Genomic DNA, 13342 nt, shown 5'->3' on the forward strand with positions numbered 1-13342 from the left:
GCGGTGCCCAGGGAGCAAGACGTGACCAGCAAGCCAGAAACCACCCAGCCCCAAGCGTTGGCGCCAAGCGCACCTAAGGCGATGACGACGGCCGAAGCCGTGGTGGAACAGATCATTCGCAACGGCATCGACACAATCTATGCCCTGCCGGGCGTGCAGAACGATTACCTGTTCGATGCCTTTGCCGGCGCTACCGACCGGCTGCGCTTCATCCATACCCGCCATGAACAGGGCGCGGCCTATATGGCGCTGGGTGCCGCCCTCGCCACCGGCAAGCCGCAGGTATTCACCGTGGTGCCCGGCCCCGGCATCCTCAATGCCACGGGCGCGCTTTGCACCGCCTATGCGCTCAACGCGCCGGTGCTGGCGCTTACCGGCCAGATCAACAGCAACGCCATCGGTCGCGGCCTTGGCCTGCTGCACGAGATTCCCGATCAACTCGGCCTGCTGCGCTCGCTGACCAAATGGGCCGACCGTATTCATGCGCCGCATGAAGGCCCGACCAAGGTGAACCAGGCCTTCGCCGAAATGCAGAGCGGCCGGCCGCGCCCGGTTGCGCTGGAATGTCCGCTGGATGTGTGGCCGCGCCGGGCGCCGGTTGAGTTGCTGCCGGCAGGCGAGGCATTGCAGGCTCCGATCGATCTCGATGCGGTGAAGGCGGCGGCGAAGCTGCTGGCCGGGGCTGAACGCCCCCTCATCATCGTTGGCGGCGGCGCGCTGGATGCCGGCGAGGCTCTGCGCGAAGTGGCGGAGATTCTGCAGGCGCCGGTTTCGAGCCACCGTACCGGCCGCGGCGCGCTGGATAGCCGCCATCCGCTCAGTGTCAACAGCGCCATTGGCCATCGTTTCTGGGGCCAGGCCGATGTGGTGCTGGCGGTGGGTACGCGGCTGCAATTGCAGCAGCTGCAATGGGGCCTCGACGACAAGATCAAGATCGTGCGCATTGATGCCGATGCCGATGAACTGAACCGCGTGCGACCGGCCAGTGTCGGCATTGTCGGCGATGCGAAGCTGGCGTTGCAGATGCTGGCTGATGAACTCGGCAAGCTCGCGCCCAAGCGCGCCTCGCGCAGCGATGAAGTGCAGCAGGTGCGGGCGCTGTCCGATGCCGATTGGGCACAATGCAAGCCGCAGATGGCTTTCCTGGATGCGATCCGCGCCGAATTGCCGGAAGACGGCATCTTCGTCGATGAACTGACTCAGCTCGGCTATGTCAGCCGCCTGCATTTCCCGATCTACAAGCCACGCAGCTTCATCACGCCGGGCTACCAGGGCACGCTCGGTTGGGGTCTGGCCACCGCCATGGGCGTGAAGGCGGCCAAGCCGGATACGCCGGTGGTGGCGGTCAGCGGCGATGGCGGCTTCATGTTCAATGTGCAGGAACTGGCCACCGCCGTGCAGCACCGCATCCCCATCGTGGTGGTGCTGATGAACGATGGCGCCTTCGGCAATGTGCTGCGCACCCAGACCGAGGATTTCGGCAACCGCCGCATCGCGACGAATCTGAACAACCCGGATTTCGTCAAACTGGCGGAAAGTTTCGGTGCCCTTGGCCTGCGGGCCAAGACACCGGAGGAATTGCGTGCTGCGCTGCGCCAGGGCCTGAAATCCGGCCTGCCGACGATTATCGACGTGCCGGTCGGCCCGATGCCGAGCCCGTGGAATGTATTGCGTTTCACCCGTTCACGACCCTGAACCGACCCGTTTCATTCTGAGTGTTTGATCTCAGGCGGCATGCCACCCCCAGGGGTGGTGTGCCGCTTTCTATTTATGCCATTTCTATTGTTTGTATCAAAATATGATATAAAATATTCTATATTGACCCATTATATTTATTACTATATTAGGAGAGCAGGCACTCAAGCTGCCAGCAAACACAATCAACGGAGGGGGTACGGTATGAAATTCAATATCGCTTTGATCTGCGGGTTGCTGCTCTTCGGCACCGCCTCCCATCAGGCCGTGGCCCAGGGCGCGACGCTCGATGCCATCAAGCAGCGCGGTGCCCTGCAATGCAGCACCATCTCGGGCGGCTCGCCGGGCTTCTTCGAGCTTGATGACAAGGGCCGCTGGCACGGCTTCGATTCCGACATGTGCCGCGCCGTCGCCACCGCCATCCTTGGCTCGCCGGACAAAGCCAATTTCGTGCCGCTGAGCTGGCCGCAGCGTTTCCCGGCCCTGCAGTCGGGCAATGTCGATATCGTGGTGAACCACACCAGCTGGACGCTGCAGCGCAATTCCTCGCTCGGCTTCCAGTTCACGCTGCCGTATTTCTTCGGCGGCACCCAGTTCATGATCAAGAAGAGCGCCAATGTCGCCAGCGCGACGCAGCTTAACGGCGCCACCATCTGCGTGCCGGCCGGTACCACCACCGAGCGTCTGGCGGCTGACTACCTGACCTCGAAGGGCGTGCAGTTCAAGATGCTGCCGTTTGAGAAGACCGAAGATGCCCGTTCGGCCTATGTCGCGGGTCGCTGCGATACCATTGCTGGCTGGGGCCCGACCCTGGCGGTGTTCGGTGCCCGCCGCGCCAACGATGCCTCGCCGCATATGGTGCTGCCGGAAGTGCTGACCAACGAGCCGGTTTCGGCCGTGGTGCGTCAGGGCGACGAGAAGTTCCTGATCCTGGTCAACTGGGTGATCGCATCGCTGATCGAAGCCGAGGAGCTCGGTATCACCAGCGCCAACATCGAGAAGATGAAGGATGACAACGACCCGCGTATTGCCCGCCTGATGGGCAAGCTGCCGGGTCTGGGCAAGGGCATCGGCCTGCGCGATACCTGGGCCTACGATGTGGTCAAGCATATCGGCAACTATGGTGAAATCTTCGAGCGTAATCTGGGCAGCCAGTCGCCCTATAAGCTCACCCGGGGCTTGACCAAGCTGTGGAAAGATGGCGGCGTATTGTACGCGCCGGTTTTCGACTGAGGCTTGAGGGATGCGCACTGTAAGTGCAGGTGGTTCGATCTGGATTATGGTGCGCAGCCTTTGGTTTAACCGGCAGCTTCGGCGCTACCTGCTGCAGGGATTGTTTCTCGGCGCAGTGCTGCTGGTGGTGGCGAGTTCGCTCGCCAATGTCTACGCGAACCTGGTGCGCCAGGGGATGGCCTATGGTTGGGACTTCCTCTGGCGGGCCACCGGCTGGAAACTCTCCGTTTCCATGCTGGATCAGGGCCTGAACGACCCCTATTGGTGGACCATCCTGATGGGGGTGGCGAATACCGTGGTGCTGGGCCTGCTCTGCATCGCCAGCGCCACGGTGATCGGTTGCGGCATCGGCCTGCTCAGGCTCTCCGCCAACCTCATGGTGCGTACCGTCAGCACGGCCTATGTCGATCTGCTGCGCAACGTGCCGGTGATCATGCAGATCTACTTCTGGTACGAGGTCTGCAAGCATGCGCCCGCCGAGCGGCAGGCGTTTTCCATCTTCAACAGCTTCTTTGTCAGCAACCGCGGTTTCTATTTTCCGGCCGTGCAGATTGAGCCGGGACAGGGGCTTGCCCTGATCGCGCTGTTGATCCTGGCGCTGGCCGCCATCGTCGTGGCGGTGAAGCGGCGCCTGCCCCAGGTATTGCTGGTGATCCCGGTGGTGGTCCTTGCCTATGGCTTGTGGCAGGGCAATCCACTCAGCCTGCAATTCCCAGCGCTCCAGGGTTTCGGCTTCCGCGGCGGCCACCGCATGCCGGTGGAATTCCTCGCGCTCTACATGGCCATCACCATCTATGCCAGCGCCTATATTGCCGAGATCGTGCGCGGTGGCCTGCTGGCGGTGGATAAGGGCCAGATCGAGGCTGGCCGTGCGCTCGGCCTCAAGGAATCGACCATACACTGGAATATCCGCCTGCCGCTGGCGATGCGCAGCGCGCTGCCGCCGCTGGGCAATCAGTATCTCATCACCATGAAGGTGACCTCGTTGGGCGCCGCCATCGGTTATGCCGATCTCTTCTCGGTGATGTCCACCAGTATCAACCATGCCGGCCAGACCATCGAACTGCTGGTGCTGATGATGGCAGGCTATCTGGCGATCAACTATGTCATCGCCCAGGGCATGCAGTATCTCAACCAGCGTTTTGCGCTGAAGGGCAACCGCTCGACGCAAGCCGCAGCGGGCTTGTTCAGCCGGCTCGGCGCCTTCCTGCGCCGCCAGTCCAAGCCGGTGCGGTGACATCATGAACAATCCTGCCGCCCACTCTTCGTTGCGCAAGCAGCTGTTCGGCACGCCGGGCAATACCCTTATTACCGTGCTGTTCTTTGCCCTCATTGCCCTGGCCATCGGCTATATGACGCGCTGGGCGTTCATCGACAGCATGTGGACAGAGGTGAAGGAAGGCGATTGCGGCACTGTCACCGGAGCCTGCTGGGCGGTGATCAAGGCGCGCTACCGTCTGATCCTGTTCGGCCTTTATCCTTTTGAGGAACATTGGCGCTCGGCCCTGGCCTGCGCCGTGGCTCTGGGCGTGGTGGCGCTTAGCTGCATGCCGTTTTCCTGGACGGCACGGCGTCTCACGGTGATCTGGCTCAGCGGCGCGGTACTGTTCATCCTGCTGATGCGTGGCGGCCTGCTCGGCCTGCCGCTGGTGACCACCGATAAATGGGGCGGCCTGGCGCTGACGCTCTATGTCTATCTCGCCACCGTGATCATCGGTGTGCCGCTCGGCATCCTGTTCGCCCTGGCACGGCAATCCGATCTGCCGGCGATCCGTTACGTCATCACGCTGCTGATCGATTTCATGCGTTCGATCCCGATTCTCACCGTGGTGTTCTGCGCAGCCCTGTTCGCGCCCTTCATCCTGCCCGGCTGGCTCAACCCGGAAACGCTCTACCGCGTCATTGCCGGCTTCTCGGTGTTCTTCGCTTGCTACTATGCCATGATCGTCACCGGCGGCATGCAGGCGGTATCGCCCGGCCAGTATGATGCCGCTGCCGCCCTCGGCCTCGGCTACTGGCATTGCCGCTTCCTGATCGTGCTGCCGCAGGCTCTGCGCACGGCTTTGCCCGCCACCATCAATCACATGGTGATCACGCTGAAGGAAACCTCGGTGCTGATCATTGTCGGCATGTTCGAGCTGACCGCCTCAGGCAATGCCGCGTTCCAGACCGGCAAGTGGCAGGAATACTACATCGAGGTCTATATCTTCGTGTCGCTGATCTATTTCACGCTGTCTTTCACGCTCTCGCGCTATGGCGCCTATCTGGAGCGGAAGATGCGTGTCGGCTACGCCTCGCACTAACCCCCGCTTTTTCAAGTCTAACGGAGAGTCCGTGATGTCAGAGCAGAAGACCGTCATCATCACCGCCGCCAGCCGCGGCATCGGCGGTGCCTGCAGCCGCATGCTGGCCGCCAAGGGCTGGCGCGTGGTGCTGATGTCCACCTCGCAGGATTGCGAAACCCTTGCCGCCGAACTGGGTGGCTTCGCCCGGCGCGGCTCCGTCACTGATACGGCGGATCTTGCTGCTCTGGTCGATCTGGCGATGGAAAAGACCGGCCGCGTCGATGCCGTGGTGGCCAATACCGGCCATGGCCCCGGCCTCAGCGATGTGAAGGTCGGTCCGGCTTATGGCCCGGATTCGCCCGGCCATCTGCTCGATATCGACGATGCCGACTGGTATGCGGCGCTGGATATGTACGTGATGAACGTGATCCGCCTCGCCCGCCTGGTGACCCCGATCATGATGCGCCAGGGTGGCGGCGCCATTGTGGCTGTGTCCTCCAAGATCGCGGTGGAGCCGAAGGCGACCTATCCCACCAGCGTACTGCGCCTGGGCCTGCATGCCTTCGCCAAGCTCTATGCCGACCGCTATGGCCGCGCCGGTATCCGCATGAACTGCCTGCTGCCGGGGCTGGTGGAAAACTGGCCGGTGCCGGATGCCGCCTTGCAGGCGCTGCCGCTCGGCCGCGCCGTGAAGCTCAACGAGATTGCCGAAACCGTGGCCTTCCTGGTTTCCGATGCCGCTGGCGGCGTCACCGGCCAGAGCATCCTGGTGGATGGCGGTTCGGCACGCGGCGTGCGCTAAGCAGAATAAGGCAGGAGCGCTCAGCATGTATGCCGATATCCAGTTGCAGATTGCCGGCCAATGGGTCGGCGGTGCTGCCGGTGCCACCATTGCGGTGCTGAATCCGGCCACCGGCGAGGCCATCGGCACGGTGGCGAAAGCCGAGAAGGCCGATCTCGACCGCGCGCTTGCCGCCGCCGAAGCGGGTTTCCAGGTGTGGAAACGGGTCAGCGGCTTTGATCGCTACAAAATCCTGCGCAGGGCCGCCGATCTGTTGCGCAGCCGCGTGGAAGCCATCGCGCAGAACATGACGCTGGAGCAGGGCAAGCCACTGGCGGAAGCGCGCATGGAAGCCGGTGCCGCCGGCGATATCGTCGACTGGTTCGCCGAGGAGGCGCGGCGCACCTATGGCCGCGTCATCCCGGCGCGTGTCGAAGGCGTGCAGCAATTGGTGATCAAGGAACCCGTGGGTCCGGTTGCCGCCTTCACGCCCTGGAACTTCCCGATCAATCAGGCCGTCCGCAAGGTTTCGGCGGCACTGGCTGCCGGCTGCTCGATCATTCTCAAGGGCCCTGAGGAAACCCCGGCTGCCTGCGCTGCGCTGGTGCAGGCCTATCTCGATGCTGGCGTGCCGGCGGGCGTGGTACAGCTGGTCTATGGCGTGCCGGCTGAAATCTCCGAGTATCTGATTCCGCATCCGGTGATCCGCAAGATCACCTTCACCGGCTCGACCCCGGTGGGCAAGCATCTTTCCATGCTGGCAGGCGCGCATATGAAGCGCATCACCATGGAACTGGGTGGCCATTCGCCCGCCATCGTCTGCGAGGATGCCGATATCGACCGCGCGGTGGCTTTGCTCTCGGCGGCGAAATTCCGCAATGCCGGCCAGGTCTGCACCTCGCCGACACGCTTCCTGGTGCATGAAAGCGCCTATGAACGCTTCGTCGATGGCTTCGTGAAGGTGGCCGGGAATCTCAAGGTCGGCGATGGCCTGGACAAGGATACCCAGATGGGTCCGCTGGCCAATGACCGCCGCGTGCAGGCGATGGAGATGTTCGTCAGCGACGCCGTGTCCAAGGGCGCCAAGATACAGACTGGCGGCAAGCGCATCGGCAACAAGGGCAACTTCTTCGCGCCGACGGTGCTCACTGATGTGCCGCTGGAAGCGCGCATCATGAACGAGGAACCCTTCGGCCCGGTGGTGCCTATTATGCCGTTCCGCGATCTTGGTGCAGCATTGGCTGAGGCAAACCGGCTGCCTTACGGTCTTGCGGCCTATGCCTATACCCGCTCCAGCGCCACCATCGCCACGCTCTCGGCGGGTTTCGAGAGTGGCATGGTGTCGGTGAACCACCATGGTCTGGCTTTGCCGGAGGCGCCGTTTGGCGGCGTGAAGGATTCCGGCTATGGCTCGGAAGGTGGCATCGAGGCGATGGAAGCTTATCTCAACGCCAAATTCGTCACGCTCGCGGCAAATTAGCCAATCACGGCGCTTCCGAAGCGGAAGCCGGGAAGCCGCCGCCGAGCACGCGGCTGGCCTGTTCCGCGATCGATACGGCGAGCAGACCGACGCGGTCGAAATCTTCGCGCGGCAGGGTGGCGGCATCGCTGGTCAGCACGATGGAGCCGACCGGCAAGGGTCCAGTACCCCAGACCGGTGCCGCCACGCTGCTGATACGCGAGGTGGAGCCGCGTTCCGAGGTGGCGTAATGCCGCTCGCGGATCATGGCACATTCGGCAGCGAGATTGCTGTAGTCGCCGGCATCGCCGCCGGCCTCGATCTGGTGCAGCACCTTGGCGATCTTCTCGGTCTCCAGGAAGGCCAGGATGGCGCGGCCGGAGGCAGCGGCATACATCGGCGAACGCTGACCGGGATCGGAGGAATTCGGCCGGCCTTTCTCACCTTCCACCTTGTCGAGATAGATGATGTCGGGGTAATCGGCCCAGGCGAAATAGCTGGTCAGGCTGGAAACCTTGGCGGCATAGCGCAGGATCGGCCGGATTAGGCGCCGGGTTTCGTTCTGCGCGATCACGCTGGCGCCCAGCTCCCACAGCCGCAGGGTCGACTTGTAGCGGCTGGTACCGGGAGCCTTCTCGATATAGCCCTCGTCGGCCAGGGTCTGGAAGATGCGCTGCACCGCGCTCTTGTTCATCTTGATCTCGCGCGACAGCTCGGAAATGCCGCGCGGCGCCTCCGAGGTGGCCAGCACTTCCAGAATTCTCAGGCTTTTACGCAGCGTCGTGCTCATCCGGCGACTCGTTGATTTGTTGCTATGCAGGCTTGCTAGGTCAATTTTGCGCCCGAGTCAAATGTTTGGTTCATCATTCGATACGATTCGGCGTTATAATTTCGCGAAGCTGGCCGACAGATGCGCCAAAGACTAGGTGTGGGCGGGGCGTTTTGTGCAGATTTATCCGATTATATCTATATATATCAATGTATTACAGAATTCCGATTCTAAATCGGCAAAAGGTCGGGAGAAAAATCAGAAAATCATATTGCGATATGATGGTTCTTTATATAAAACATAATCTCACTAGGTGAGCATGTTTGTTCATAAATCACCGGAGGCCCATGAGGCTCTGCCGGGACGACAAAAACCAGTTGGGAGTTGCGCGCATGACCGAGGGTTTGGGGTTGCCGTTGGGTAGTTGGCAGTTGCCGGATGAACTGGTGATGCTGCGCGATACGGTCCGCCGTTTCATGCGTGAGGAAGTCCGCCCGGTCGAAGACCGCCAGCCGCATGATTGCCATGCCTTGCCCCCCGCTGATCTCTCTGCATTGCAGGCTAAGGCGCAGGCTCTGGGCCTGTGGTGCCTGTCGTCGCCTTCGGAATATGGCGGTGGCGGTCTGGGGCTGCTGGCCCAGGTGCTGGTGGCCGAAGAGGCCGCGCGCTGCAAGATGGGCGCCTATGTGCCGGCTTGCGGTGCCTTCGGCATCGATCCGCCCAGCGTGATCTGGCTTGGCAATGAGCAGCAGATCGAGCGCTACGGTGTCGCTGGCATCAAGGCCGGCAAGAAAAGCTTCGTCGCCATCTCGGAAGCCTCGGGCGGTTCTGATCCGGCGCGTTCGATTTCCACCCGCGCCGTGCGCAAGGGTGACAATTATGTGCTGAACGGCACCAAGCTGTGGATCACCGCCGCCGACAAGGCGGAATGGGGCCTGGTTTTCGCCCGTACCGGCGAAGCCGGCGACCGTGGCGGCATCAGCTGCTTCATCGTCGATCGTCATGTGCCGGGTATCTCGGTGAAGCCGATCCCGGTGATCCGTTCCTACGAGCCTTTTGAAGTGCATTTCAACGACGTCGAGATTCCGGCCGAGAACCGCCTCGGTGCGGAAGGTGAGGGCTTCGCCGTGTGCCAGAAATGGCTGGTGCATGCCCGTGTACCCTATGCCGCCGGCGTTATCGGCGTGGCGCAGGAAGCGCTGGAAATGGCCATCGCCTGGGTCAAGCAGCGCTCCACCTTCCGCACCAAGCTGGCCGACCGCCAGTCGATACAGTGGATGATCGCCGATTCCGAAATGGAATTGCGCGCCGCCCGCCTGCTGGTCTACCAGGCTGCCTGGCAGGCCGATCTCGGCCATGACATCAAGCTGGAAGCCTCGATTGCCAAGGTAACGGCGACCGAAACCGCCTGGCGCGTAGTGGACCGCTGCGTGCAGATGTTCGGCGCCCTTGGCATCGCCAAGGAAATGCCGCTGGAACGCTGGTATCGCGAATTGCGTATCAAGCGCATCGGCGAGGGGCCGTCGGAAGTGCAGCGCATGGTGGTGGCGCGCGCGCTGCTGTCCGGCGCGGCCTGAGGAGGACTGGCACATGTCGATTGATTTCGCAGTCGAGGACGGTGTCGCCACCATCACCATCAACCGCCCGGAACGGCGCAATGCACTGGATGCCGAGCATTACGATGGCCTGTCGCGCTGCTGGACACAGGTGCGTGACGATCCGGCGATCAATGTGGCCGTTATCACCGGTGCCGGTGACAAGGCCTTCTGCGCCGGCGCCGATATCAAATCCTGGGTTGGCCGCGAGGCCGAACTGGCGGAATTGTGGCTGACCCAGAAGGGCCAGTTGCTGAACCGTGGCCTGGAAATCTGGAAGCCGGTGATCGCGGCGGTGAATGGCGTCTGCGTCGGCGGTGGTATGACCCTGCTGCTCGCCACCGATATCCGAGTCGCTTCCGAGAATGCCATCTTCAGCCTGGCAGAAGTGAAGCGCGGCATCATCGCAGCCAATGGCGGCACGCAGCGCATCATGCAGCAATTGCCCTATGCCATTGCCATGGAAATGCTGCTTACCGGCGATAGCATCGATGCCCAGACCGCGCTGCGCTGGGGCCTGATCAACAAGGTGGTGACGCTGGCCGAATTGCCGGATGTGGCCAAGGAATATGCCGACCGCATCGCCGCCAATGCACCGCTGGCATTGCAGGCGGCGAAGGAACTGGCGATCCGCTCGCGCCATATGGATATCGCCACCGGCTTGCGCATGGAGCAGTTGACCAACCGCATCCTGCATCATTCGGAAGACACCAAGATCGCCAAGGCTGCCTTCGCCGAGAAGCGCAAGCCGAAATTCACGGGGCGCTGACACCATGAGCGCGGTGCCCGCTGAAACGCAAGATGACCTGCCGCTTTCTGGTATCCGCGTACTGGACCTGACGCAGATCTATAACGGTCCCTATGCCACTTTCCTGATGGCGATGGCCGGCGCGGAAGTGATCAAGGTGGAGCCGCCGGGCGGTGAATTCCTGCGCCGCCGCGACGCCCGCAGTGGTGCCGGCGTGCCGTTCGCGATGCTCAACGCCAACAAGAAGTCGATCTCGCTGAATCTGAAAACACCGCGCGGCCGCGAATTGTTTCTTGATCTGGTGCGCGGCGCTGATGTGGTGGTGGAGAATTACGCGCCGGGCGTGATGGCCCGTCTCGGCCTCGGCTATGATGTGCTGCGGCAGCAGAATCCGAAGCTGGTTTTCGCCAGCGGCAGCGGCTATGGCGTTTCCGGCCCCTATCGCGACTACCCGGCCATGGACCTGACGGTGCAGGGTATGTCCGGCGTAATGAGCACCACTGGCTTCCCGGAAAACCCGCCGGTGCGTTCCGGCGCGGCGCTCTGCGATTTCCTCGGCGGCGTGCATCTCTATGGCGCCATGGTGACGGCTTTGCTGCGCCGCGAACGCAGCGGGCGCGGTGTGCAGATCGATGTGGCGATGCTGGAGACCGTGTACCCGACGCTGGCTTCCAGCATCGGCATGACCTATGGCGAGCGCGACGACATTCCGCTCCGCACCGGCAACCGTCATGGTGGCCTGTCGCTTTGCCCTTACAATGTCTATCCCACTGCCGACAGCTACATCGCCATCATCTGCAACAGCGACAAACATTGGCATGCCCTGCTGGATGCCATGGAGCGCCCGGAACTGAAGCAGGCCGAGCAATATGCCAGTATGCGCCAGCGCGTAGAGCATATGGATGAGGTGGATGCTCTTGTATCGGCCTGGACCTCCGGCTTCCAGCGCGATGCGCTGTTCGAGCGGCTGGTGAAGTTCCGCGTGCCGTCCTCGCCGGTGCGCGACCTGCATGAAGTGATCGCCGATCCGCATATGCATGCGCGCGGCATGCTGCTGGAAATCGATCATCCGACCTATGGGCCGATCACCGTCAATCGCAGCCCGCTGAACTATCTCGGCATCAATCAGCCGGAATATCGCCCCAGCCCGGCTTATGCCGAGGACAACGCCGCGATCTATGGCCAGCTCGGCATCGATGCCGCCGGCCTGAGCGCATTGCAAGCGGAGAGTGTGATCTGATGCCGGGCCAGAGCGTTATCGCCGGCATCGGCAACACCGCCTATGGCAAGCATCCGGGCCGGGACCGTGTGTCGCTGATCGTCGAGGCCTGCGCCAATGCCCTGGCCGATGCCGGTATCGAAAAAGACCTGGTGGATGGCGTGCTGGTCAAGATGGCCAATGCCGAGCCGTCTTTCCTCTACGGCCAGAAGGTTTCCGAGGCCCTGGGTCTGCGGCCCAATATCGGCGCCTCGCTGGACCAGGGTGGTGCTGCCAATATTGGCCTGATCAGCTATGCCACCATGGCCATCAAGGCCGGGCTGATGCAAGTGGCGATCATCTGCTATGGCGACACGCCGCGTACCGGCAGCCGCAGCGTATACCAGCGCCCGCGCGGCGATGATGCGGTCTATGGCTGGTATTCCACCGCCGCCGGCTACGCCATGGTGCATCAGCGCTACCGCCAGGAATACAAGATTCCGGATGAGCATTTCGGCGCCGTCGCGGTTGCCTGCCGCGCCCATGGTGCGCGCAATCCGCAGGCGCATCTGCGCCAGGCGATCACGCTGGATGATTACATGGCCTCGCCCTTCGTGGTCGAGCCGTTGCGCCGCGATGATTGTTGCCTGCTTTCCGATGGCGCCGCTGCCGTCATCGTCATGTCGAAGCAGCGGGCGAAGTCGCTCGGCATCGACAAGGCGGTGCCGATCCTCGGTTTCGGCCAGGGTCAGGAATCGTGGGATGTGCATCTGCGCCCCTCGCTCACCTCCACCCAGGCTTCGGTTTCCGCCGAGAAGGCGTTCCGCATGGCCGGTATCGCGCGCAAGGATATCAGCGTGGCGCAGCTCTATGATTGCTTCACCGTCACACCGCTGCTGACCCTTGAGGATTACGGCTTCTTCGCCCCAGGCCAGGCAGCGGCCTTCGCCGGTGCCGGTGGTCTGGCGCTGGATGGCGGCCTGCCGTTCAACACCAGCGGCGGCCTGCTCTCGGAAACCGGCACGCCGGGCCTACAATTGGTGATCGAGGGCGTGCGCCAGATGCGCGGCGATGCGGTGTCGCAGGTTGCCGGTGCGCGTCATTGCCTGGTCAGCAACCAGGGCGGCACGATGCATACCCACGCCACCTTGATCCTGGGAGCGGCGGCATGAGCTTTCCACAGCCTGATATCACGCCGCTGAGCCTACCTTTCTGGGATGGACTGAAGCAGGGCAAGCTGCTGTTCCAGCAATGCCGCGCCTGTGGCAACCGCTGGCTGCCGGCGCGCGATGCCTGCCCCAATTGCCTCAAGCGCGAGGTGGAATGGGTGGAATCCGCAGGGCGCGGCAAAGTGGTGAGCTGGGTCGTCTACCATGTCTCCTACAACGACGCCTTCAAGGACCGCGTGCCTTACGACGTGACGCTGGTGGAGCTGGATGAAGGCCCCCGGCTGCTCAGCAATATCGTCAATGGTGATGCGGGCAGGAAACTGAGCCTGCATGCGCCGGTGTCGCTGCAGATCGAGCGCGAGGGCGATCTCGCCCTGGCGCGCTTCAAGCTAGTTTAGATTTTATTGGTC

Annotated in this window: 12 protein-coding genes; 11 read left to right on the forward strand and 1 reads right to left on the reverse strand. The window is 62.6% G+C overall.

What is annotated here, in order from left to right:
* The first annotated feature begins 21 nt into the window (after positions 1–21).
* From ACQY7X_RS09750 to ACQY7X_RS09775, 6 genes are all read left to right on the forward strand, one after another.
* On the forward strand, positions 22–1695 hold the full coding sequence (locus tag ACQY7X_RS09750) for a thiamine pyrophosphate-dependent enzyme (protein ID WP_428249719.1): 1674 nt from the start codon (positions 22–24) through the stop codon (positions 1693–1695).
* Positions 1696–1899: 204 nt separating this feature from the next.
* A complete protein-coding gene (locus tag ACQY7X_RS09755) occupies positions 1900–2928 on the forward strand; it encodes an amino acid ABC transporter substrate-binding protein (RefSeq protein WP_428249720.1) in 1029 nt (342 codons plus the stop codon).
* A gap of 10 nt (positions 2929–2938) precedes the next feature.
* The gene (locus ACQY7X_RS09760; protein WP_428249721.1) at positions 2939–4165 is read left to right on the forward strand and encodes an ABC transporter permease subunit; all 1227 of its coding nucleotides are present in this window, start codon (positions 2939–2941) and stop codon (positions 4163–4165) included.
* Positions 4166–4169: 4 nt separating this feature from the next.
* Entirely contained in the window at positions 4170–5231 is a 1062-nt protein-coding gene (locus tag ACQY7X_RS09765) for an amino acid ABC transporter permease (RefSeq protein WP_428249722.1), read from the forward strand.
* Positions 5232–5265: 34 nt separating this feature from the next.
* The gene (locus ACQY7X_RS09770; RefSeq protein WP_428249723.1) at positions 5266–6015 is read left to right on the forward strand and encodes an SDR family oxidoreductase; all 750 of its coding nucleotides are present in this window, start codon (positions 5266–5268) and stop codon (positions 6013–6015) included.
* A 25-nt stretch (positions 6016–6040) separates the two neighbouring features.
* Positions 6041–7474: an NAD-dependent succinate-semialdehyde dehydrogenase gene (locus ACQY7X_RS09775; protein ID WP_428249724.1), complete on the forward strand. Its 1434-nt coding sequence runs from the start codon at positions 6041–6043 to the stop codon at positions 7472–7474.
* A gap of 4 nt (positions 7475–7478) precedes the next feature.
* Here the strand turns inward: ACQY7X_RS09775 and ACQY7X_RS09780 are convergent, their stop codons facing one another.
* Positions 7479–8243 (reverse strand): IclR family transcriptional regulator, encoded by a 765-nt coding sequence (locus tag ACQY7X_RS09780; RefSeq protein WP_428249725.1) that lies wholly within the window; start codon positions 8241–8243, stop codon positions 7479–7481.
* 371 nt (positions 8244–8614) lie between these two features.
* Between ACQY7X_RS09780 and ACQY7X_RS09785 the strand changes: the two genes are divergently transcribed.
* Genes ACQY7X_RS09785 through ACQY7X_RS09805 form a run of 5 tightly spaced genes read left to right on the forward strand, consistent with a single transcriptional unit; the run spans position 8615 to position 13330 of the window.
* Complete coding sequence (locus tag ACQY7X_RS09785; protein ID WP_428249726.1) at positions 8615–9799, forward strand: acyl-CoA dehydrogenase family protein; 1185 nt, start codon at positions 8615–8617, stop codon at positions 9797–9799.
* Between the two features lie 13 nt (positions 9800–9812).
* The gene (locus ACQY7X_RS09790) at positions 9813–10586 is read left to right on the forward strand and encodes an enoyl-CoA hydratase/isomerase family protein (RefSeq protein ID WP_428249727.1); all 774 of its coding nucleotides are present in this window, start codon (positions 9813–9815) and stop codon (positions 10584–10586) included.
* Between the two features lie 4 nt (positions 10587–10590).
* Complete coding sequence (locus ACQY7X_RS09795; RefSeq protein WP_428249728.1) at positions 10591–11805, forward strand: CaiB/BaiF CoA transferase family protein; 1215 nt, start codon at positions 10591–10593, stop codon at positions 11803–11805.
* Complete coding sequence (locus tag ACQY7X_RS09800; RefSeq protein ID WP_428249729.1) at positions 11805–12935, forward strand: thiolase family protein; 1131 nt, start codon at positions 11805–11807, stop codon at positions 12933–12935. The genes ACQY7X_RS09795 and ACQY7X_RS09800 overlap by 1 nt, the downstream gene beginning before the upstream one ends.
* Entirely contained in the window at positions 12932–13330 is a 399-nt protein-coding gene (locus ACQY7X_RS09805; protein WP_428249730.1) for a Zn-ribbon domain-containing OB-fold protein, read from the forward strand. Before ACQY7X_RS09800 ends, ACQY7X_RS09805 begins: the two co-directional genes overlap by 4 nt.
* Positions 13331–13342: the final 12 nt, after the last annotated feature.

The sequence above is a fragment of the Ferrovibrio sp. genome (assembly GCF_965278975.1).
Classification (GTDB): Bacteria; Pseudomonadota; Alphaproteobacteria; order Ferrovibrionales; family Ferrovibrionaceae; genus Ferrovibrio.